The sequence below is a fragment of the Gellertiella sp. DMC107 genome (genome assembly GCF_056313605.1).
Genome location: NZ_JBQUZZ010000002.1, coordinates 85,353 through 105,386, shown reverse-complemented (window position 1 = coordinate 105,386; position 20,034 = coordinate 85,353). Strand labels below are relative to the sequence as shown.

19 protein-coding genes and 1 other RNA gene are annotated in these 20,034 nt (G+C 63.9%); 6 read left to right on the top strand and 14 right to left on the bottom strand.

From position 1 onward, the window contains the following. Positions 1–26: 26 nt before the first annotated feature. The 8 genes from truB to recR form a co-directional block, all read right to left on the bottom strand. Entirely contained in the window at positions 27–959 is a 933-nt protein-coding gene (gene truB / locus ACT54B_RS06000; RefSeq protein WP_476043631.1) for a tRNA pseudouridine(55) synthase TruB, read from the bottom strand. A gap of 87 nt (positions 960–1,046) precedes the next feature. Beyond that, the gene (gene rbfA, locus ACT54B_RS05995) at positions 1,047–1,457 is read right to left on the bottom strand and encodes a 30S ribosome-binding factor RbfA (protein WP_476043630.1); all 411 of its coding nucleotides are present in this window, start codon (positions 1,455–1,457) and stop codon (positions 1,047–1,049) included. A 158-nt stretch (positions 1,458–1,615) separates the two neighbouring features. Next, complete coding sequence (gene infB / locus ACT54B_RS05990; protein ID WP_476043629.1) at positions 1,616–4,399, bottom strand: translation initiation factor IF-2; 2,784 nt, start codon at positions 4,397–4,399, stop codon at positions 1,616–1,618. A 101-nt stretch (positions 4,400–4,500) separates the two neighbouring features. Then, positions 4,501–5,133 (bottom strand): RNA-binding protein, encoded by a 633-nt coding sequence (locus tag ACT54B_RS05985; protein WP_476044787.1) that lies wholly within the window; start codon positions 5,131–5,133, stop codon positions 4,501–4,503. A 65-nt stretch (positions 5,134–5,198) separates the two neighbouring features. After that, positions 5,199–6,806 (bottom strand): transcription termination factor NusA, encoded by a 1,608-nt coding sequence (nusA, locus tag ACT54B_RS05980; protein ID WP_476043628.1) that lies wholly within the window; start codon positions 6,804–6,806, stop codon positions 5,199–5,201. Positions 6,807–6,881: 75 nt separating this feature from the next. Then, positions 6,882–7,484 (bottom strand): ribosome maturation factor RimP, encoded by a 603-nt coding sequence (gene rimP, locus ACT54B_RS05975; RefSeq protein ID WP_476043627.1) that lies wholly within the window; start codon positions 7,482–7,484, stop codon positions 6,882–6,884. Positions 7,485–7,667: 183 nt separating this feature from the next. Continuing rightward, positions 7,668–8,912, bottom strand: coding sequence for a lytic murein transglycosylase (locus ACT54B_RS05970; protein WP_476043626.1), 1,245 nt, complete (start codon positions 8,910–8,912; stop codon positions 7,668–7,670). A 104-nt stretch (positions 8,913–9,016) separates the two neighbouring features. Further along, positions 9,017–9,622: a recombination mediator RecR gene (gene recR, locus ACT54B_RS05965; protein WP_476043625.1), complete on the bottom strand. Its 606-nt coding sequence runs from the start codon at positions 9,620–9,622 to the stop codon at positions 9,017–9,019. Positions 9,623–9,680: 58 nt separating this feature from the next. On the opposite strand from recR, the gene ACT54B_RS05960 reads away from it, so the two are divergent. After that, a complete protein-coding gene (locus ACT54B_RS05960) occupies positions 9,681–10,298 on the top strand; it encodes an MOSC domain-containing protein (RefSeq protein WP_476043624.1) in 618 nt (205 codons plus the stop codon). A gap of 6 nt (positions 10,299–10,304) precedes the next feature. Here ACT54B_RS05960 and ACT54B_RS05955 read toward each other — a convergent pair whose 3' ends face one another. The 3 genes from ACT54B_RS05955 to ffs all read right to left on the bottom strand — a co-directional run bounded on the left by ACT54B_RS05955 (position 10,305) and on the right by ffs (position 12,712). Then, positions 10,305–10,628: a YbaB/EbfC family nucleoid-associated protein gene (locus tag ACT54B_RS05955; protein WP_476043623.1), complete on the bottom strand. Its 324-nt coding sequence runs from the start codon at positions 10,626–10,628 to the stop codon at positions 10,305–10,307. A 35-nt stretch (positions 10,629–10,663) separates the two neighbouring features. Beyond that, positions 10,664–12,538, bottom strand: a complete 1,875-nt coding sequence (locus ACT54B_RS05950) for a DNA polymerase III subunit gamma/tau (protein WP_476043622.1) — start codon at positions 12,536–12,538, stop codon at positions 10,664–10,666. A gap of 77 nt (positions 12,539–12,615) precedes the next feature. Next, positions 12,616–12,712: signal recognition particle sRNA small type (gene ffs / locus ACT54B_RS05945), an RNA gene on the bottom strand. 93 nt (positions 12,713–12,805) lie between these two features. Between ffs and ACT54B_RS05940 the strand changes: the two genes are divergently transcribed. From ACT54B_RS05940 to ACT54B_RS05930, 3 genes are all read left to right on the top strand, one after another. Further along, a complete protein-coding gene (locus ACT54B_RS05940) occupies positions 12,806–13,216 on the top strand; it encodes an HIT domain-containing protein (RefSeq protein ID WP_476043621.1) in 411 nt (136 codons plus the stop codon). Next, positions 13,213–14,175, top strand: a complete 963-nt coding sequence (nudC, locus tag ACT54B_RS05935) for an NAD(+) diphosphatase (RefSeq protein ID WP_476043620.1) — start codon at positions 13,213–13,215, stop codon at positions 14,173–14,175. Before ACT54B_RS05940 ends, nudC begins: the two co-directional genes overlap by 4 nt. A 108-nt stretch (positions 14,176–14,283) precedes the next feature. After that, positions 14,284–15,519, top strand: coding sequence for a GGDEF domain-containing protein (locus tag ACT54B_RS05930; protein WP_476043619.1), 1,236 nt, complete (start codon positions 14,284–14,286; stop codon positions 15,517–15,519). Positions 15,520–15,538: 19 nt separating this feature from the next. Here ACT54B_RS05930 and ACT54B_RS05925 read toward each other — a convergent pair whose 3' ends face one another. Beyond that, entirely contained in the window at positions 15,539–16,387 is an 849-nt protein-coding gene (locus tag ACT54B_RS05925; RefSeq protein WP_476043618.1) for a prephenate dehydratase, read from the bottom strand. A gap of 11 nt (positions 16,388–16,398) precedes the next feature. Then, positions 16,399–17,154, bottom strand: a complete 756-nt coding sequence (locus tag ACT54B_RS05920; RefSeq protein WP_476043617.1) for a 3-deoxy-manno-octulosonate cytidylyltransferase — start codon at positions 17,152–17,154, stop codon at positions 16,399–16,401. A 155-nt stretch (positions 17,155–17,309) separates the two neighbouring features. On the opposite strand from ACT54B_RS05920, the gene ACT54B_RS05915 reads away from it, so the two are divergent. Beyond that, entirely contained in the window at positions 17,310–17,864 is a 555-nt protein-coding gene (locus ACT54B_RS05915; RefSeq protein WP_476043616.1) for a c-type cytochrome, read from the top strand. A 149-nt stretch (positions 17,865–18,013) separates the two neighbouring features. On the opposite strand, the gene aroA is transcribed toward ACT54B_RS05915, so the two are convergent. Next, positions 18,014–19,360, bottom strand: a complete 1,347-nt coding sequence (gene aroA, locus ACT54B_RS05910) for a 3-phosphoshikimate 1-carboxyvinyltransferase (RefSeq protein ID WP_476043615.1) — start codon at positions 19,358–19,360, stop codon at positions 18,014–18,016. 272 nt (positions 19,361–19,632) lie between these two features. Here aroA and ACT54B_RS05905 point away from each other — a divergent pair, with 272 nt between their 5' ends. Then, entirely contained in the window at positions 19,633–20,019 is a 387-nt protein-coding gene (locus tag ACT54B_RS05905) for a TIGR02300 family protein (protein WP_476043614.1), read from the top strand. Positions 20,020–20,034: the final 15 nt, after the last annotated feature.

Genomic DNA, 20,034 nt, shown 5'->3' with positions numbered 1-20,034 from the left:
GGGAGAGCCTAGCAAAGCCGCGGCTCTCAGGCAAAGACCCGGCGCGGGCGGAACTCGCCCTCGGCGATCTCGCCGATGGCAATCAGCTTGCCGCGGGTCGTGGCATAGGCTTCCGGCGCCGGCAGTGGCGCATCGCGGCCGCGCAGGATGATGGGATTGCCCATCTTCAACCGGTGCGCCTGGTCCTCGGACACCGGCACATGCGGCAGGCTGGAGAGCGCTTCGGCGGTATCGATGAGGTAAGCATCGAGCGCGGCGAGCCGCTCGTCCATATCCTCGACGGCTTCCAGTTCGACGAGCTTCGCCAGCGGCACCATGGTCTCCTCGGCGAAGGGCGCGACGAAGGTGCGGCGCAGGCCCGAGACATAGCCATAGCAGCCGAGATCGCGGCCGAAGTCGCGGGCGAGCGAGCGCACATAGGTGCCCTTGCCGCATTCCACCTCGAAATGGGCGGTGTTCTCGTCGGGCGTGGCGAGCAGCGTCAGGCGATGGATTTCCACCTCGCGGGCGGGGATTTCGATCACCTCGCCGTCGCGGGCGAGATCATAGGCGCGGTTGCCGTCGATCTTGATCGCGGAAAACTGCGGCGGCACCTGCAGGATCGTGCCGGTATAGTTCGGCAGGAGCGCGCGGATCTCCTCCGGCGAAGGGCGGCTGTCGGAGGTCTTCACCGCATCGCCTTCCAGGTCGTCGGTGGCGCGTTCCTCGCCCCAGGTCACGGTGAATTCATAGACCTTGCGGCCATCCATGACGTAGGGAACCGTCTTCGTCGCATCGCCGAGCGCAATCGGAAGCATGCCCGAGGCCAGCGGATCGAGCGTGCCGGCATGGCCGGCCTTTTCCGCCTTGAACAGCCACTTGATCTTCGAAACGGCCTCGGTGGAGCCGAAATCATAGGGCTTGTCGAGGATCAGCCAGCCGGAAATCGGGCGGCCCTTGGGTTTGCGCGGCTTGGACATGGCTTTTCCATTCAGTCAGGCAAGGGAAATCGGGCCACTCACCCGGGAAGGTGGCGCGGCCGGGAAACAGGAAGCGGCAGACAGCCCTCAGGCCTCGTCTTCGTCCGTATCGGGATCGAGATCGCGGGCCACTTCCGGCGAGCGCAGCAGCGCATCGATCTTCGAGTAATTGTCGAAGCTCGTATCGTCGCGGAAGCGCAGTTCCGGCATGTATTTCATCTGTCGAAGTTCGGGACCAATGCGGCCACGCAGGAATTTCGCGTTCTTCGCCAGCGCCTTGATGACCACCTGGTGATCGGAGACGCCGAGCGGGGAAATATAGGCGGTGGCGATCTTCAGATCGGGCGACATGCGCACTTCCGAAATGGCGATCACCGTCTTTTCGATGACGGGATCCTGCACGTCACCGCGCTGCAGCACCTTAGTGAGAGCCGCGCGCACCTGCTCGCCGACGCGCAGCATGCGCTGGGAGGGAGCGGAAGAGGTAGCTTTGGTCATGGTTCTTGTCCTTGGGGTTTGGACCCAATCTGGTCATCACGCGTCCGGAGGGGTTTGCCCCAGCCCCGAACGGGCAGCGCAACTTTTCCGGAACACTCAAGCAAATGACCGCCGGGCAAGCCCGGCGGCCTCGATATCGTCCGTCTGCGCCCGAGGGATCAGAGCGTGCGGGTGACGTGTTCCACGCGGAAGCACTCGATGGTGTCGCCGGCGCGGATGTCTTCGTAATTCTCGAAGGCCATGCCGCATTCCTGGCCGACCGGCACTTCGCCGACTTCGTCCTTGAAGCGCTTGAGCGTCTTGAGCTTGCCTTCGTGGATGACGACGTTGTCGCGCACGAGGCGGACGCCCGCACCACGCTCGACCTTGCCTTCGACCACGCGGCAGCCTGCGACCTTGCCGACCTTGGTGATGTTGAAGACCTCGAGGATCTCCGCATTACCGAGGAAGGTTTCGCGACGTTCCGGCGAGAGAAGGCCGGACATGGCTGCCTTCACGTCATCCACCAGATCGTAGATGATGTTGTAGTAGCGGATCTCGATGCCTTCGCGCTCGGCCAGCGAGCGAGCCTGGGCATTGGCACGGACGTTGAAGCCGATGATGGCGGCGTTCGAGGCTTCGGCGAGCGAAATATCCGATTCCGTCACGCCACCCACTGCGGAGTGAACGATGCGGGCGCGAACCTCGTCGGTGCCGAGCTTGTCCAGCGCGCCGGCAATGGCTTCGATCGAGCCCTGCACGTCGCCCTTGATCACGAGCGGGAATTCCTTCACGCCCGAGGTCTGGAGCTGGTTCATCATCTGCTCGAGCGAGCCGCGCGAACCGGACTGGCGGGCAGCCGCCTTGTCGCGGGCCAGACGCTGGCGGTACTCGGAGATTTCACGGGCACGGCTTTCGTTCTCGACCACGGCGAACTTGTCGCCGGCGGCCGGCGTGCCGGAAAGACCCAGCACCTCGACCGGCATGGCGGGACCCGCTTCCTTGACGTGCTCGCCCTTGTCGTTGACGAGGGCGCGCACACGGCCCCACTGGTCACCGGCCACGATGATCTGGCCGGGCTTCAGCGTGCCCTTCTGGATGAGGACGGTGGCCACCGCACCGCGGCCGCGGTCGAGCTCGGCTTCGATGACCGTGCCTTCCGCCGTACGGTTCGGGTTGGCGCGCAGGTCGAGGATTTCGGCCTGGAGCAGGATGGCCTCGAGCAGCTTGTCGAGATTGGTGCGGTTCTTGGCGGAAACTTCCACATCGAGCACTTCACCGCCCATGCTTTCCACGAAGACCTCGTGCTGCAAGAGCTGGGTGCGGACCTTCTGCGGATCGGCGGTCGGCTTGTCGACCTTGTTGATCGCGACGATGATCGGCACGCCGGCGGCCTTCGCATGGTTGATCGATTCGATCGTCTGCGGCATGACGCTGTCGTCGGCGGCGACCACGAGGATCGCGATGTCGGTCGCCTGCGCACCACGGGCACGCATCGCGGTAAAGGCGGCGTGGCCGGGGGTGTCGATGAAGGTGATCTTCTGACCGTTCTGTTCGACCTGGTAAGCGCCGATATGCTGCGTGATGCCACCGGCTTCGCCGGCGACCACGTTGGCATGGCGGATCGCGTCGAGCAGCGAGGTCTTGCCGTGGTCGACGTGGCCCATGATGGTCACGACCGGCGGACGCGGCAGCACGTCGCCTTCCTCGTCATTGACGTTGAAGATGCCCTGCTCGATGTCGGATTCCGAGACGCGCTTGACCGTATGGCCGAATTCGCCGGCGATGAGTTCGGCGAGATCGGCATCGATCACGTCGCCGGGCTTCATCATCTGGCCTTCCTTCATCAGGTACTTGATGACGTCGACGGCGCGTTCGGACATGCGCTGCGACAGTTCCTGAATGGTGATGGTCTCGGGCAGGATGACTTCGCGGGAAATCTTCTCGCGGGTTTCCTGCATCTGGCTGCGGCGGAACTTCTCCTGCCGGCGGCGCATGGAGGCAAGCGAACGACCGCGGGTCGCGCCGTCCTCGTCGAGGCCAGCGGCGGTAACCGTCAGCTTGCCGCGGCGACGTTCGTCCTCGGTCTTGACGCGAGCAGGCTTGGCCGGCTCGGGACGGGCGACCTTGCGGGCCGGGCCGGCACCCGGGCGGGCAACCTTGCGGTCTTCATCCTCTTCCACGTCGACCTTGCGCACGCGGGCCTGTACGGCCGGAACCGGGTCTGCCGGAGCAGCCGGGGCCGGACGGCCGGGCGCGGGGCGACCGGCAGCGGGACGGGGATCATTCAGGCGGCGGACCGGACCATCCATGCGGATCGCCGGCTGGACCGGAGCGGCGGGAGCAGCCGGCGCTGCAGGCTGGGCCTGGGCAGCGGGAGCGTTCTTTTCTTCGGCCTTGCGGGCTGCTTCCTCGGCGGCGCGGGCGGCTTGCTCTTCCTTGCGGCGAGCATCCTCCTCGGCGGCGCGGCGGATTTCTTCCTCGCGGCGGCGGGCTTCTTCCTCGGCGCGGCGACGCGCGTCCTCGGCGTCACGCGCCTGGGCTTCCACCAGCGCACGACGGCGGGCTTCCATTTCGCTGGACGAGAGATGGTTCAGGACCTGACCACCGCCGGTGCGGTTGCCGCGGTCGCGGTCACGATTGTAATCGCGGTCCCGGTCCTGACGCTGGTCGTAGCCGCGCTGCGGCTGCTGCGGACGGTTGCCGGGCTGCTGCGGGCGGGGGGCCTGCGGCTGGGCGGGCTGCTCGGCGCGCGGGGCGGGCTGGGGGGCAACGGGCTGGATCGGCGGCTTGTCGTCCTCAGGACGGTGCGGGCGGCGCTTGCGGGTTTCCACCACGACTGCCTTGGTCCGACCCCGACCCATATCCTGGCGAACGGTGCCCTGGCTCATCCCCGATGGCTTGAGGGTCAGAGTCTTCTTGCCCGTTACGCTGAGTGTCTTGTCGTCTTTGTTGTCGGTCATTCCGTTCCCGTTCCTTCGGACAGGGGCCGGATGATGACATCAGACCCCGTCGTTCATTCCCTGCACAATCGTCATTGCGGCCGGCAAAGCCGGTGTCCGCGTCATTGGTCTTGCCGGCCAGCGCGGCCAACAGCCCGGATGCGGCCGCCATTGCGGTACCGTTCGAGCAGGTTTGCGCGCTTCACTACACCCTCACCCGCCTGCCCTGCAAGCGCTGCGGCATGGATAAAAGCATTCTGGCCCATCAGTTCCTCCATCTCCGCCCCGGCAAAGAGGTGGAAGGAGGGAATTTCGGCCTCGGTCTCCATGCCGAGGTGCCAGGCCTTGCGGGCCTGGTTGATTTTTCTCACGCCGTCGGGCGCCGCATCCAGCGAATGGAAAACGGCCAGCGCCGCGCCGGAGCGAACGGCGGCATCCACCTTCATCGTGCCGGAGATGAACTGGCCGGCCTTGCGGCCGAGGTTCATCATGCCCGCCAGCTGCTGGGACAGGAGCCTGTCCACCTGATCGGCGAGATCGGCCGGCACGTTCACCTTCCGCTTCAGCGCCCGGGCAAAGAGGTTCTTTGCCATGGCGGTCTCGACGCGCGCACGCTCGATGCCGATCCAGCAGCCCCTACCCGGCAGCTGACGCTTCAGGTCGGGAATGACGGTGCCGTCGGGTGCGGCGACGAACCGGATCAGCTGATCCGGTTCGGTCTTCTCGCGGGTGACGATGCAGGTGCGTCCGTTCATGCCCTCATCGGGATAATCGAACCCGTCCTCCTGATCGTCGAGGCCAGCCGCGCCTTCACCGGGCGTCATGCCTCTTCGTCTTCCGCGTCCTCGGCAGCCACGGCTTCGGCCTGGGCCGCCATTTCCTCTTCGGTGATCCAGCCGGCCGCGAGGCGGGCCTGAAGGATCATGTTCTCGGCTTCGACGCGCGATACGTCCAGCTTGGAGAAGAGGCCTTCGAACTTCTTGGTCTCGCCATCCTTGCGCTCGCTCCAGCCGACCAGATCGTCGGCCGCACAGCCGGCGAAGTCCTCGATCGTCTTGATGCCGTCCTCACCGAGGGCCACCATCATGCTGGCGGTCATGCCGTCAATCTGGCGCAGCTCGTCGGCCACGCCGAGTTCCTTGCGCTTTTCATCCATTTCCTGCTCGATCCGGTCCAGATATTCGCGGGCGCGGGTCTGGATCTCGTCGGCGGTCTCGTCGTCGAAACCATCGATCGAGGCAATTTCGGAGAGGTCCACATAGGCCAGTTCCTCGACGGCGGCGAAGCCTTCGGAGGCCAGCACCTGCCCGACCATCTCGTCCACGTCGAGCGCATCCATGAACAGGTTGGTGCGTTCGTTGAATTCCTTCTGGCGGCGCTCGGATTCTTCCTGCTCCGTCATGATGTCGATGTCCCAGCCGGTGAGCTGCGAGGCCAGGCGCACGTTCTGGCCGCGGCGGCCGATGGCGAGCGACAGCTGCTCGTCCGGCACCACCACTTCGATGCGCTCGGCATCCTCGTCGAGAACCACCTTGGCGACTTCTGCGGGCTGGAGGGCGTTGACCACGAAGGTCGCCGGATCCTGGCTCCACGGAATGATGTCGATCTTCTCGCCCTGCAGTTCGCCGACCACGGCCTGGACGCGCGAACCGCGCATACCCACGCAGGCGCCGACCGGATCGATCGAACTATCGTTCGAGATCACGGCGATCTTGGCGCGCGAGCCCGGATCACGGGCGACCGACTTGATCTGGATGATGCCGTCGTAGATTTCCGGCACTTCCATGGTGAAGAGCTTGACCATGAACTGCGGATGGGTACGCGACAGGAAAATCTGCGGACCGCGCTGTTCGCGGCGGACGTCGTAGACATAGGCGCGGACACGGTCGCCATAGCGCATGGTTTCGCGCGGAATCATCTCGTCGCGGCGGATGATGCCTTCACCGCGGCCGAGATCGACGATCACGTTGCCATATTCGACGCGCTTCACGGTGCCGTTGACGATTTCGCCGACGCGGTCCTTGAACTCGTCATACTGGCGGTCGCGCTCGGCTTCGCGCACCTTCTGCACGATGACCTGCTTGGCCGACTGGGCGGCGATGCGGCCGAAATCCATCGGCGGCAGCGGATCAGCGATGAAATCGCCGATCTGGGCGTCGGGGTTGCGATCGCGGGCCAGAGCCAGCGGGATCTGGGTGGAATAGTCGTCAGCGTGATCGACGACCTCCAGCAGCCGCTGGAGGCGGATTTCGCCGGTCTTGGAGTTGATGTCGGCGCGGATGTTGCTCTCGCTGCCGTAACGGGAGCGGGCTGCCTTCTGGATGGCATCGGCCATCGCGGCCAGCACGATCTCGCGGTCGATGACCTTTTCGCGCGCCACTGCATCTGCGATCTGCAGAAGTTCAAGCCGGTTCGCACTGACTGCCATGTCTCAAGTCTCCGTCTGTTAAACTCGAAGGGCGGGCTCCTCTGTCCCGGACCTGCCCCATGTTATTTCGGAAAATCAGGCGTCTTCTTCGCCGTCTTCCTCGTCATTCTGATTGGCGGCGGCAGCGCGGGCGGCCTTGTCGGCCTTCAGCGCGTCGCGGATGAGATCGTCCGTCAGGATCAGCTTGCCATCGGCGAGCGTAGAGAACGGGATCCTGACGGTCGGCTCCTCGCCATAGGCGATCTGGTCGCGCTCGAGCGTGAAGCCTTCATCCGTCACATCCACGATCTTGCCGCGGAAGCGCTTGCGGTTTTCCACGAGGATCGAGGTTTCCACCTTCACCAGATGGCCCTGCCAGCGGCGAAAATCCGAAATGCGCACCATCGGGCGGTCGATGCCGGGCGACGACACTTCCAGATGATACGCCTTATCGAGCGGATCTTCCACATCCAGAACCGGAGAAACTGCGGTGGATACGGTCTCGCAGTCTTCCACAGTCATGGTGCCATCGGGCTTTTCGCACATGATCTGCAGCGTCAGGCCGTTCTGGTTGAGCAGGCGGACCCGCACCAGCTGGTACCCCATGCCCGTGATCACGGGCTCGATGATCTCGGCCAGCCTCTGGTCGATGCCGGTTTCGGTAATCAGGCGCGGCTCGGGTGCAGTCTGTTCGTTCATAATCCGTCGATCTTGTCTCTTGCCGCCGGAAGCCTTCCGGCGCGGTCCGATCGTCCGGCCCCCGCGATGACGGTAACAAAAAAGAGCGGGTCCTTGCGGCCCCACTCTTCATCAGACGATCAAGAATTTGAAGCGGATATAAACCTCTTTGCCCCGGATTGCAAGGCTTGCAACCAGGGGGCCTCAGCGGATCGCCTTCTTCAGTGCCGGTTCGGGGAAGCAGGTGGGGGAAAGTCCGTTCTTTTCCTGCCACTCGCCGATGGATCGGCGCGTCTTGTAGCCGGCCAGTCCATCGGCCTTGCCGACATCATATCCCTTCTTCACCAGCCGATCCTGCATGGCCTTCACATCCGAACGCAGCATGCCGCCCACATTGCCGAAAGGGGCCCGGAACGCCCCCGATCCCGCAGCGATGCGGTCTGCCAGATTGCCGATGAACAGGGCGTAGAGATCGGAATTGTTGTATTCCTTGATGACGTAGAAATTCGGCGTGACGATGAATTCGGGTCCGTGGGTACCGGCGGGCACCAGCATCATCGCTTCCCTGCCCGCCTCGCTCGACGGAAAGGCCTTGCCCGATATGCGGGTAATGCCCAGCCCTTCCCATGCCTTCAGCGCGCGGGCCCGGTCCGGGCCTTCCTGCGCACAGGAAACCCCTTTCGGAATGGCCACTTCATAGCCCCAGTCCCGGCCGCCCTGCCAGCCCTTGTCGACCAGGAAGCGGGCCATGGAGGCGAGACTGTCGGGAACGGAGGTCCAGATATTGCGGTGGCCGTCTCCGTCGAAATCGACCGCATATTTCAGGAAGCTGGTGGGCATGAACTGCGGCTGGCCGAGCGCGCCCGCCGACGAGCCGCGCAGCTGGTCCGGCGTCGCGTCGCCGCTTTCGACGATGTGCAGGGCGGCGATCAGCTCCCGGCGGAACAGGTCCTTGCGGGTGGACATGAAGGCGCGGGTGGCGAGCACATCCAGCGCCGGGCTCGGCAGTTTCGCGGCACCATAGCCGGTTTCCCGGCCCCAGAGGGCGAGCAGGATCGAACCCGGCACGCCATATTGCTTCTCGATCTTCCGCAGCGTTGCCGCATGGGTGGCGGCCAGCGACCGGCCCTTCAGCGCCAGGGCGGCAAGGCGCTTTTCGGCGAAATAGGGCGCCGGGGAGGAAAATTCGGCCTGGGTCTGCGGCACTTCTTTCGGCGGGCGCGATCCCGGCGGAACCAGTTCGGAAAGGGTCCAGTCGAGCTTCACCCGCGCCATGGCGCTTTCGAAGACATCACGCGAAATGCCGTTCGCCTTCGCCTCCGGCCAGAGATCTTCCTCCAACCAGCCGCGAAACTGCCGCTCCACCCCGGCCTTGTCGACGGCGAAGGCGGACAGTGCCGAGGCCAGCAGGAGGGAAAGCGCGAGGAAAAGGCGGCTAGGGCGATGCATGGGGTTCCTCCCGGATGGACGTTGTCGAACGGACTGAGCCTACCGGCCAAGATGCCGATTTCATGTCCTCGCCCTTTCGGGCAGAGGAAGGGTATCCGCCCCGTTCAAAACGCTGTCCGCGCCCTGAGCGCTGCCGACAGCGTGCCCTCGTCCAGATAATCGAGTTCGCCGCCGACGGGCACGCCATGGGCGAGACGGGTGATCTTCACTTCGAAGCCGGACAGCTGGTCGGTGATGTAGTGGGCCGTCGTCTGGCCTTCGACGGTGGCATTGACGGCAATGATGACCTCGCGAACGTGACCTTCCGACACCCGTGACACCAGACCCTTGACGTTCAGATCGTCGGGGCCGACGCCATCGAGTGGCGACAAGGTGCCGCCGAGCACGTGATAGGCGGCATTCATGGCCCCGGCCCGCTCCAGCGCCCAGAGATCGGAGACATCCTCCACCACGATGATCACGCCATGATCGCGCCGCTCGTCGGTGCAGACCGCGCAGGGATCGGCCGTATCGATATTGCCGCAGCAGGAACAGATGCGCACCTTGTCATAGGCCTCGCCCATGGCCTTGCCGAGAGGGCCGAGCAACTGGTCCTTCTTCTTGACGAGATGCAGCGCCGCCCGCCGGGCAGAACGGGGACCGAGCCCCGGCACCTTGGCCAGGAGCTGGATTAGTTTCTCGATTTCGGGGCCGGTAATTCGCTTTGCCATGCGGCGCTTTTATCCCATCTATCCGATTCGGGGGAATCACTGTTCGGGAAAGGATCCCATGAAAATTCTGGCCGTCTGCATCGGGACCGCCGAAAGGCTCGGGGACCGAAAAACGAAAACCGGTATCTTCAAGCATCCGGTCACCGGCGCGGTGATTGTCGACGACAACGGGCTGGCGGGCGATGCGGTGGTGAACCGCAAGCATCATGGCGGGCCGGATCAGGCGCTTTACGTGGAAGGATCGCTGACGCTCGACTGGTGGGCCACCGCGCTCGCAAAGCCCTACCTGCCCGGCACTTTCGGCGAAAATCTCGTCATCGAGGGGCTCGACAATCGCCAGGTGGCGGCGGGCGACCGGTTTCAGATCGGCGACGTGGTGCTCGAGGCGACCGCACCGCGCATTCCCTGCTCCACCTTTACCCTGCGCATGAACGATCCGGGTTTTGCACGGCGCTATCTGCAGGCCGCCCGGCCGGGCTTCTATGTGCGCGTGCTGAAGGGCGGGCTGATCGCAGCCGGCGAACCGGTGCGCCCAGAACCTTTCCCGGGGGACCGGGTGACGATCCCCGAGATAATGGCCGCCTACGGACGGCGGATTTCGCCGGAGGAACGGGCGCGCCTGATGGCCGCGCCCCTTGCCAGCCGGTACCGGCAAGCCTTGCTGGACAAGGCGTGAAACCCCTTAGAAGGGCAGTTTGAAGCCCGGGGGCAGCGGCAGGCCGGCGGTGAGCGCCTGGGTCTTTTCAGCGGTCTGCGCCTCCGCCTTCTGGCGGGCATCCTTGTGGGCGGCGATGATCAGGTCTTCGAGGATCTCGACTTCGTCTTCCTTGAAAAGCGAAGGATCGATCTTGACCGAGAGGAGCTCGGACTTGCCGTTCATGCGCACGGTGACGAGACCGCCGCCCGCCTTGCCCTCGACTTCGAGCGCGGCGATTTCCGCCTGCATCTTCTCCATCTTGGCCTGCATTTCCTTGACCTTGCCCATCATGCCCATGATGTCCTTCATCGGCCAACTCCTTTGACTGTCACAATTGAACGGGATCAGAATATGATATCGTCGCCGGGCAGGATGTCGCCCTCTTCGCTTTCGGCCAGAGCAGGGGGCGCAACCTCTCCTTCGTCAGCATCATCCTCGTCGATGACGCGGATGCGGACATCGGTCACCTTGGCTCCGGGAAACCGCGACAGGATCGCCGCCACATCCGGATCGGAGCGGGCATCGACAAGGCGCGCGCCATGCTGGGCCGCCTCCTGCGCGACGATGGTGGGTGCACCCTCTTCCTTGCTGAGCGATACGGCCCAGTGAATGCCGGTCCATTCGCGCAGCTTGGCGGAAAGCTCGTTGAGCAGCGTTCCCGGCGCTCCCTCTGCAAGCGCCACGTCCAGCCGGCCAGGCTCGATGCGCACGAGCTTGAGGAAATTGCGGATTTTCGCCTTCAGAACGGCATCCTTGCCGGTGCAGAGATCGACCATGTCGGCGAGACTGCGGATATCCACCAGCGGCTCGCGCTGCGCTTCCGTCCTGCCGACCGCTTCGGGGGCAGGCTTCGAACCCTCGAGGGCGCGCAGATGGGCGACCGGCTGACCCTGCGGGCGCGGACCGGCAGACGGCATCGGCTGGCCGGCGGCAACCGCCATGGCGCCGCCCCCGCCCTGCATGCCCGCACCGCCGCCATTGCCCGGAGAGGGGGAACGCCCGCCCTGCGGCTGGGCGCCGCCGCCATTGGCAAACTGGATCGCCATGCGCGCGGCTTCTTCCGGTGAGGGAAGGCTTGCCGCATGGGCAAGCCGGATCAACACCATTTCGGCCGCGCCGGCGGGGCGTGCGGCCCCTTCGGTTTCGGCAATGCCCTTCAGCAGCATCTGCCAGATGCGCGAAAGCGTGCTGACGGCGAGCGTCTGGCCGAATTCGGCACCTCGGACGCGCTCGACCTCACTCAGCGAGGGATCCTTGGCGGCGTCCGGCACATATTTGAAGCGGGTGACGAGATGGGTGAAATCGGCAAGATCCGTCAACACCACGACGGGGCTTGCGCCCGCTTCGTACTGGCTGGCAAATTCCTGCAGCGCGGCGGCGGCATCGCCCCGCACCACATGTTCGAACAGATCGACGATGCGGGCGCGATCGGCAAGGCCGAGCATGCCGCGCACCGCGTCCGTTTCCACCCGGCCGCCGCCATGGGCGATCGCCTGATCCATCAGCGAGAGACCGTCGCGGGCCGAGCCTTCGGCGGCACGGGCGATCATTGCCAGCGCTTCCGGTTCGGCGGGAATGCCTTCCTTGGCCGCAATCACGCTGAACAGGCCGACGAGATCGGAGGCGCTGATGCGGCGCAGGTCGAAGCGCTGGCAGCGCGACAGAACCGTGATCGGCACCTTGCGGATTTCCGTGGTGGCAAAAATGAACTTCACATGCTCCGGCGGCTCCTCGAGCGTCTTCAGCAGGCCGTTGAAGGCCTGGGTCGAGAGCATGTGCACTTCGTCGATGATATAGACCTTGTAGCGCGCCGAAACCGGGCGATAGCGCACCTGCTCGATGATCTCGCGGATGTCGTCGATGCCGGTATGGGAGGCGGCGTCCATCTCGATCACGTCCACATGCCGGCCTTCCATGATCGCCTGGCAATGCTCGCCGGGGATCTTCAGGTCGATGGTCGGACGGTCGATGTCTGCGGTCTTGTAGTTGAGCGCGCGGGCGAGGATGCGGGCGGTCGTGGTCTTGCCGACGCCGCGCACGCCCGTCAGCATGTAGGCCTGGGCGATGCGGCCCGTCTCGAAGGCGTTGGTGAGCGTGCGGACCATCGGCTCCTGGCCGACCATCAGATCCGTGAAATCCTTGGGGCGGTACTTGCGGGCGAGAACCCGGTATCCGGAACCCTGCTGACCCTGTGCGCCGCTCGGCTCCATCTCGCTCATGGCGTCTCAAGCCCTCTCACGCCCTGCTGCGCCCGAAGCGCAAGGGTCTGTTGCCGCGAACCCCGTGAAAATGAAGGGTGGGAGGCTGGAACGATGACCCGTGCCGGGCTCGTTAGGGCTGCTTCCTTCCGGACCTGACCCGGTTGGCGAGTGGAACGTCCACCACCAACCTCCCAAGGCACATATCGGAAATTACCGCGGCAAATGCAAGCCAAGGACGGAAAAAACTGCTAAGCATCTGCAAGCCAATGAACGGGAGGCCATGGTTTGCAGGCATTCGCTGTGGATGAAAGGCTGAAGGCCGATTCGGACTGGATCCTCGATCTCGCCCTCAGCGAGGTGAGGCTGATGAAGGATGGCCGCTGGCCCTGGCTGGTGCTCGTTCCCCGCAGGCCCGGCATTTCCGAACCCTTCGACCTCTCGCCAGAGGACCAGATGACCGCCGCGGCGGAAGCAAACCGCGTAGGCGCGGCGCTCAAGGCCGTTACCGGGGCTGACAAGATCAACATTGCCGCCATAGGCAACATCGTCCGCCAATTGCATATTCACGTGGTCGCCCGCCGCGAGGGCGATGCGAACTGGCCGAGACCCGTCTGGGGCTTCGGCACGGCCGAACCGCGCAGCGATGCCGACAGACGAGACCTCACCCGCCAGATCCTGAAAGCGCTTTCCGCATGACCCGTTCGATCTTCGACCGCCTGCCGCCCCATCCCGAACCCAGCCGCCTGACGGCCTTTGCGGCCAACGCGCTCGACCGCCAGTCGGAACATCGCGCCGAGGATTGCATCGAACAGGCGCTCAAGGTGGATGGCGCCCATGTTTTCGCCTTTTCCGGCGGCAAGCTGGTGCTGAAGCATGACGGGCAGGTGCTCGATCCGCTCTTTGCGCTCTATGAGATGAAAGAGCTGGAGCCCGATTTCGATGAAGCGATCCTGCTCGGCTACCGCCGCTCGGGCGAGCCGCGGCTGGCGGTTCCCGTCAAGGGCGATCCGGAAGGTTTTGCCCGGCATCTGAAAGTCCTCGACGGGCGGACCATCTATCGGGAAGGACACCTCACCGGCGAAGTGCTCGGCGAGTTCGCCCAGGCGTCCAGTCTGCTCTCCTGGAACCGCACCAGCCGGTTCTGCGGACGCTGCGGCGCCCCGATGGAAAGCCGTGCGGGCGGCTACAAGCGGGAATGCACGGCCTGCGGCCAGGTGGCCTTTCCTCGTACCGACCCGGTGGTCATCATGCTGACGGTCGACATCGAGCGCGACTGCTGCCTGCTGGCACGCGGGCCCCATTTCCCGCCCGGCATGTATTCCTGCCTCGCGGGCTTCGTCGAGCCGGGCGAGACGATCGAGGATTCCGTCCGGCGCGAGACCTTCGAGGAATCGGGCATTCATGTGGGGCAGGTGCGCTACCATGCCTCGCAGCCCTGGCCGATGCCTCATTCCCTGATGATCGGCTGTTTTGCCGAGGCAAGGTCGCAGGATATTCGCCGCGACGAAAGCGAACTGGAAGACTGCCGATGGTTTAGCCGCGAAGAGGCGCGCGCGCTGCTGGTGGCCGAAGAGGGAGCCGCTCACTGGTCGCCGCCGGAAGGGGCTATCGCCCACCGGCTGCTGCGCGACTGGGTAGACTGGCCAGCGAGCTGAGTTCTGGACCGAGCCCCGCATGCAACGCATGAATCATTTGTGGTTGCGTGAGTCTATTGTTATAAAGAAAACATAGCATTGGGGGTTGAGGTCGGGGCGATCAGACAGATGGGCATACCAGAAATTGCATTGCCACCCCCCGCCGGACTGACCGCGCAGGCGGTGGAGACAGAGATTGCCCGCGGCGCTAGATGGCTTCGCTTTCCCGCGGATATCGAGCGTGAATATGACCGCGAGACGGGTCCTCGCAAGGTCATGCAGCTCACCAAATCCGCCCTGATCGGCATTCTGCTCTACAACCTGTTCCTGATTGCCGATTCGATGCTGATTTCCGATGTGTTCCATCTGGCCGTCATCGTCCGCCTGCTGGTCGTTACACCGATTTCGATCCTGATCTATGTGGTCTTGCAGGAAAGCCGGCTCGCCCGATACCGCAACCTTCTGGCGTCCCTCAACCTCATCATTTCCTTCTCGGCAACGGCCTGGCTGCTGGTCTTGAGTGAGGATCCGGACCGGGTGATCTACAACCAGGGCGCCCTCCTGGTCATTCTCTATGGATGCCTCATCCAGCGGATGGAGTTCTGGTATACACTCGCGACCGCCGTGCTTTTCAACCTGATCTTCGCCGTTTCTGTGTTGCTTCAGGGGCTGTCGTCGCAGGAGGTGGTTCTTGCCATCGAACTCACCGTTATCACCGGATCGGCCTTCATTCTTTTTGCTGCCTATACGATGGAACGGGAGCAACGGCTTCTCTATCTGATGACCCTCCGCGAGCGGGTGCGGGCCACCCAGATGGAAGGCATCTCCAATCGGGACGCACTGACCGGCCTTTACAATCGCCGCGCCCTGGAGGCCCGTTTCGCACTGCTGGACCAGCACATGCCCGGCTGGCAAGAGGGCCATGCGGTCATCATTCTCGATATTGACCACTTCAAGATCTACAATGACCGGCTCGGCCATCTGGCCGGCGATGAATGTCTGAAACAGGTGGCCCTTCTGCTGCTCGCCGAGATGGGCGATACCGATGGCGACGCCTTCCGCTATGGCGGCGAGGAATTTCTGCTCCTGGTCCGGGAACGGGATCTGTGCGGCGCGATCCAGCTGGCGGAGCGAATTCGCGGTTCGCTGGAAAGGCAGGGCATTCCCCATCCCGGCAGTTCGGCGGGGTCGGTGGTAACGGCAAGTTTCGGCGTTTCGCGCGCCGAACATGCCCAGGCGGCCCCGGACGAAATCATTTCCCGGGCCGACCGGGCGCTATATGCCGCCAAGAATCACGGGCGCAACCGCGTCTGGCCGCCCCTGCATATGGACGTGCCCGGCCTGAAGGATGCGGTGACCGCCTGACGGGGTCCTGGCGCCCGGACTAGAGCTGGCTGCGCATCCTATGTCCCTTGTAAACGCCGAGAATGCGGACCTTTTCGGAAAAGAAGCGCAATTCCTCGAGCGCCTGCCGGACGGGCGTATCGGACGGATGCCCTTCGATATCGGCATAAAACTGGGTGGCGACAAAGCGGCCGCCGAGCTGATAGCTCTCCAGCTTCGTCATGTTGATGCCGTTGGTAGCGAAGCCGCCCATGGCCTTGTAGAGGGCAGCGGGAATGTTGCGGACATTAAAGACGAAGGTGGTGACATTCAGTCCGCCGGCCTGCTCGGTCCACTTCTCCTCGCGGGACAGCACCACGAAACGGGTGACGTTGTTATCCGTATCCTCGACATTCTCCGCCAGGATGTGCAGGCCATAGAGATCGGCAGCCAGGCGCGGAGCCAGCGCTGCCATGGACCGGTCACCGGTTTCGGAGACGAGCTTTGCCGCCCCCGCCGTATCGCCGGCGACGACGGCCTTCCAGCCGTTCACCCGGATGATCTTGCGGCACTGGCCGAGGGCATGAATATGGCTGTGAACCGTGCGGACCTCGTCCTTGCCCACACCCGGCAGGACCATGAGCTGGAAACGGATCGGCATGAAATATTCGCCGACGATATGAAGGCGTGATTCCGGAAGCAAATGGTGGATGTCGGCGACGCGGCCGGCAATGGTGTTCTCGATCGGAATCATCGCCAGATCGGCATCGCCATTTTCCACCGCCATGAAGGCGTCCTCGAAGGTCTGGCACGGCAAGGGCTCCATCTGCGGGAACATGTCGCGGCAGGCCATATCGGAATTGGCGCCAAAGTCGCCTTGGAAGGCGATGCGGTTGGTTTTCATGGTCATGGGAGCGTCCGTCAGCGAGGGGAGTGGCCGAGCATCTGCCGGGCCTTGTCGAGGTCGGCGGGAGTATCGACACCGAGCGGAACCGTGTCAACGATCTCGACATCGATGCGCATGCCGGCCTCCAGCGCACGGAGCTGTTCGAGCGACTCGCGCCGTTCCAGCGCCGAAGGCCCGAGCGCGACGAAGCGTTCGAGCGCGGCGCGGCGATAGGCATAGAGACCGATATGGTGATAGAGCGGTCCCGGCCCGTATGGCGCGGTGGCGCGGGTGAAGTAGAGCGCCCGCTGACGGCTCTGCGACACAGGTGAGCCCACCACCTTCACCACATTGGGATTGGTCTTCTCTGCCTCGTCATGGATGACGGCACACAGCGTCGCGATATCGACGGCGGGGTCTTCGAGCGGGGCGAGCGCGGCGCGGATGCTGGCGGGATCGATGGTCGGCAGATCGCCCTGGACGTTGACGACGATCTCCGCCCGGCCCTCGGGATCGGCCTTGCCGAGCGCCTCGAAGATGCGGTCCGAGCCGGACTGGTGGGTGGCGGCCGTCATGACGGCTTCGAAGCCATGGGCCTTCACGGCCTCCACAATGTCCGGCGTATCGGTCGCCACGATGATTCGCGAGGCGCCGGCTTCGGCTGCCCGTTTCGCCACCTGCACGATCATCGGAAGGCCGCCGATGTCGGCCAGAGGCTTTCCGGGCAGGCGTGTTGAGGCCATGCGGGCCGGTATCAGCACAAGAGACCGGTCAAATCGGTGATTATTCATGAAGCGCCCTTCTCTCCCCAGCGAAAAAGTGGCAAAAAGTCTCAGCAATCGGGGCATAAACACTGTTGCAACGGCGGACCAAAAGACATAGGTTCCGCGCGATTTCAAGATGGCCTGTTACGACGAGGCACTGGCTACATGGGGAGCATTCGCTGATGAATTCATATGTGAACATGGGCGTCGGTGCCCTTCTGGGAACCGTTTTTGTGCTGATGTCCGTATCCATCGCGTCTGAAGGCATTTTCAAGTCGGAAGCGCCCGAAAAGGCCGGTTTCGAAATTGCGGCCGCCGAATCGGGTGAAGCTTCTGCGGGTGGCGGTGAAGCTGCTGCGGCTGCCGTTCCGATCGCAGAATTGCTGGCAAAGGCCGATGCAAAGGCAGGCGAAGCCGTTTTCAAGAAGTGTCAGGCCTGTCATGACGGGACCAAGGGTGGTCCCAACAAGGTCGGTCCGAACCTTTACGGCCTGGTCGATCGCCCGATCGCGACCCATGAGGGCTTCGCCTATTCGGCTGCCATGAAGGATTTCTCCAAGGGCGGCTCCGAAAAGTGGACCTTCGACCACCTGAACGGCTTCCTGCATGCACCGAAGAAGTATGTGGCCGGCACCGCCATGGGCTTCGCCGGTCTGAAGAAGGACGACGAACGCGCCAATCTGATCGCCTATCTTGCGACGCTGGCCGACACCCCGGTTCCGCTGCCGACCCCGTAAGGTCCGGACAGACGACATGCAAAACCCGGCCTTCGAGCCGGGTTTTTTGTTGCCCGCATTCCGCAGGTGAAATGGTCGGATTGTCCCGAGTGCGCAAATGCCCCTCGGGAGGCTAAGATTTCCGGCCCGATCTTCCTTTGCTTGAAACGTCAGGCGATGCGGGCGCCGAGGCCGGTCATCAGGTCCATGAATTCGGGGAAGGAGGTCGCGATCATCGTCGCGTCGTCCACGGTGACCGGGTTTTCCGCGGCCAGGCCCATGACCAGGAAGCTCATCGCGATGCGATGATCCAGATGGGTCCTGACGGCCGCATCCTTCGGCGTGCCGTAGCCCTTGCCATCCGGACGACCGGTGACGGAAAGGGAGGACTCGCCCTCCACGCAGGTGACGCCGTTCACCTTCAATCCGTTGGCGACGGCGGAGAGACGGTCGCTCTCCTTGACGCGCAGCTCTTCCAGCCCGTTCATGACCGTTTCGCCGCGGGCGAAAGCGGCGGCAACGGCAAGAACCGGATATTCGTCGATCATCGAGGGGGCCCGGTCTTCCGGCACGGTCACGCCGATGAGTTCGGAATGGCGGACCCTCAGGTCGGCCACGTCTTCCCCGCCGGCAAGGCGCGGATCGAGGATCTCGATATTGGCGCCCATTTCCTGCAGCGTCAGGATGAGGCCGGTGCGGGTCGGGTTCATCAGAACGTTGCGGATGGTGATGTCCGAGCCCGCAACGAGGATCGCGGCCACCAGCGGGAAGGCGGTGGACGAGGGATCGCCGGGGACGGCAATCGTCTGGCCGGTAAGCTTGCCCCGACCCTCGAGGCGGATGGTACGCACGCCGTCGGCATCGGTTTCCACCGAAAGCGCCGCGCCGAAGCCGGCCAGCATCTTTTCCGTATGGTCGCGGGTCATGATCGGCTCGATGACCGTCGTAATGCCCGGTGTATTCAGCCCCGCCAAGAGAACGGCGGATTTGACCTGGGCGGACGCCATGGGCACGCGATAGGTGATCGGTGCCGGTGTCTTCGGCCCGCGCAGCGTGACGGGGAGGCGGTCGCCGGCGGCGGCTTCCACCTGCACGCCCATATCGCGCAGCGGGTTCAGCACCCGGCCCATGGGCCGCGAGGACAAAGAGGCATCCCCGATGAAGGTGGAGGAAAAATCATACACTCCGACGAGGCCCATGGTGAGGCGGCAGCCTGTACCGGCATTGCCGAAATCGAGCGGGGCTTCCGGAGCCAGAAGGGCGCCATTGCCCGTGCCGTTGATGATCCAGGTCTCGCCTTCCTTGCGGATCTTCGCGCCCATGGCGGACATGGCCCGGCCGGTATTGATCACATCCTCGCCCTCCAGCAGGCCTGTGATGCGGGTTTCGCCGGCCGCAAGGCCGCCGAACATGAAGGAGCGATGCGAGATCGACTTGTCCCCGGGGATGGTCACCGTGCCGGAGAGGTTCTCGGAGCGGCTGGCAGTGGCAGGCTTCGGGGCGGCGCCATGGGACATCGATCTTCTTCCTTCACGTCTTCTGTTCGCGGGCGGGACGGTGAGGCTTTAGCGCATGTCGGATCGAATCTGAACCGATTAAATACGAAAAAAAATCCCGCCCCCTCTGGCAAGCGCGGCTGGCGATAGCACGAAGCCGGCGCCGGGCCAACAAGTTTCGCTTTGACAGGAAAGCCGCCATAGATTAAGGCGACCCGCTAACCTATTTCCCTATGGCGCCGGACATTCCGGTCCCCTCCGGTCCTCCGACCGGCCAGCAAGAGGCTTTGACAGTGGCAAAAGCGGAACTTGGCACAAAACGGACTTGCCCGGACACCGGCAAGAAGTTCTACGATCTCAATCGCGATCCGGTCGTTTCGCCCTATACGGGCAAATCCTGGCCGCTTTCCTATTTCGAGGAAACTTCCGTTGCAGCCATCATGGAGAAGGCTGCCGAAGAAGAGGTCGCGGAAGTCGATACCGAAAGCACGGAAGTCGAGCTCGTATCGCTGGAAGATGCCGACGATGCGGCCGGCGGCGATGACCTGCCCGATATGGGCGACGATGACGTGGATCTCGGCGATGACGACGACGACACCTTCCTGGAAGCCGATGAAGACGATGACGACGACGACATGACCGGCCTGATCGGCGTGACTGGCGGCGACGACGAAGTCTGATCCGTCAGCAGGATA

Bases quoted from the DNA above. Each gene is read 5' to 3' on its own strand.
- ACT54B_RS05930 (WP_476043619.1), top strand. From the start codon at position 14,284: ATGGGCATACCAGAAATTGCATTGCCACCCCCCGCCGGACTGACCGCG.
- nudC (WP_476043620.1), top strand. From the start codon at position 13,213: ATGACCCGTTCGATCTTCGACCGCCTGCCGCCCCATCCCGAACCCAGC.
- ACT54B_RS05970 (WP_476043626.1), bottom strand. From the start codon at position 8,912: ATGCATCGCCCTAGCCGCCTTTTCCTCGCGCTTTCCCTCCTGCTGGCC.
- aroA (WP_476043615.1), bottom strand. From the start codon at position 19,360: ATGTCCCATGGCGCCGCCCCGAAGCCTGCCACTGCCAGCCGCTCCGAG.
- ACT54B_RS05985 (WP_476044787.1), bottom strand. From the start codon at position 5,133: ATGAACGGACGCACCTGCATCGTCACCCGCGAGAAGACCGAACCGGAT.
- ACT54B_RS05920 (WP_476043617.1), bottom strand. From the start codon at position 17,154: ATGAATAATCACCGATTTGACCGGTCTCTTGTGCTGATACCGGCCCGC.
- ACT54B_RS05960 (WP_476043624.1), top strand. From the start codon at position 9,681: ATGAAAATTCTGGCCGTCTGCATCGGGACCGCCGAAAGGCTCGGGGAC.
- rimP (WP_476043627.1), bottom strand. From the start codon at position 7,484: ATGAACGAACAGACTGCACCCGAGCCGCGCCTGATTACCGAAACCGGC.
- ACT54B_RS05915 (WP_476043616.1), top strand. From the start codon at position 17,310: ATGAATTCATATGTGAACATGGGCGTCGGTGCCCTTCTGGGAACCGTT.
- ACT54B_RS05925 (WP_476043618.1), bottom strand. From the start codon at position 16,387: ATGACCATGAAAACCAACCGCATCGCCTTCCAAGGCGACTTTGGCGCC.
- rbfA (WP_476043630.1), bottom strand. From the start codon at position 1,457: ATGACCAAAGCTACCTCTTCCGCTCCCTCCCAGCGCATGCTGCGCGTC.
- nusA (WP_476043628.1), bottom strand. From the start codon at position 6,806: ATGGCAGTCAGTGCGAACCGGCTTGAACTTCTGCAGATCGCAGATGCA.
- ACT54B_RS05950 (WP_476043622.1), bottom strand. From the start codon at position 12,538: ATGAGCGAGATGGAGCCGAGCGGCGCACAGGGTCAGCAGGGTTCCGGA.
- ACT54B_RS05955 (WP_476043623.1), bottom strand. From the start codon at position 10,628: ATGAAGGACATCATGGGCATGATGGGCAAGGTCAAGGAAATGCAGGCC.
- truB (WP_476043631.1), bottom strand. From the start codon at position 959: ATGTCCAAGCCGCGCAAACCCAAGGGCCGCCCGATTTCCGGCTGGCTG.
- recR (WP_476043625.1), bottom strand. From the start codon at position 9,622: ATGGCAAAGCGAATTACCGGCCCCGAAATCGAGAAACTAATCCAGCTC.
- infB (WP_476043629.1), bottom strand. From the start codon at position 4,399: ATGACCGACAACAAAGACGACAAGACACTCAGCGTAACGGGCAAGAAG.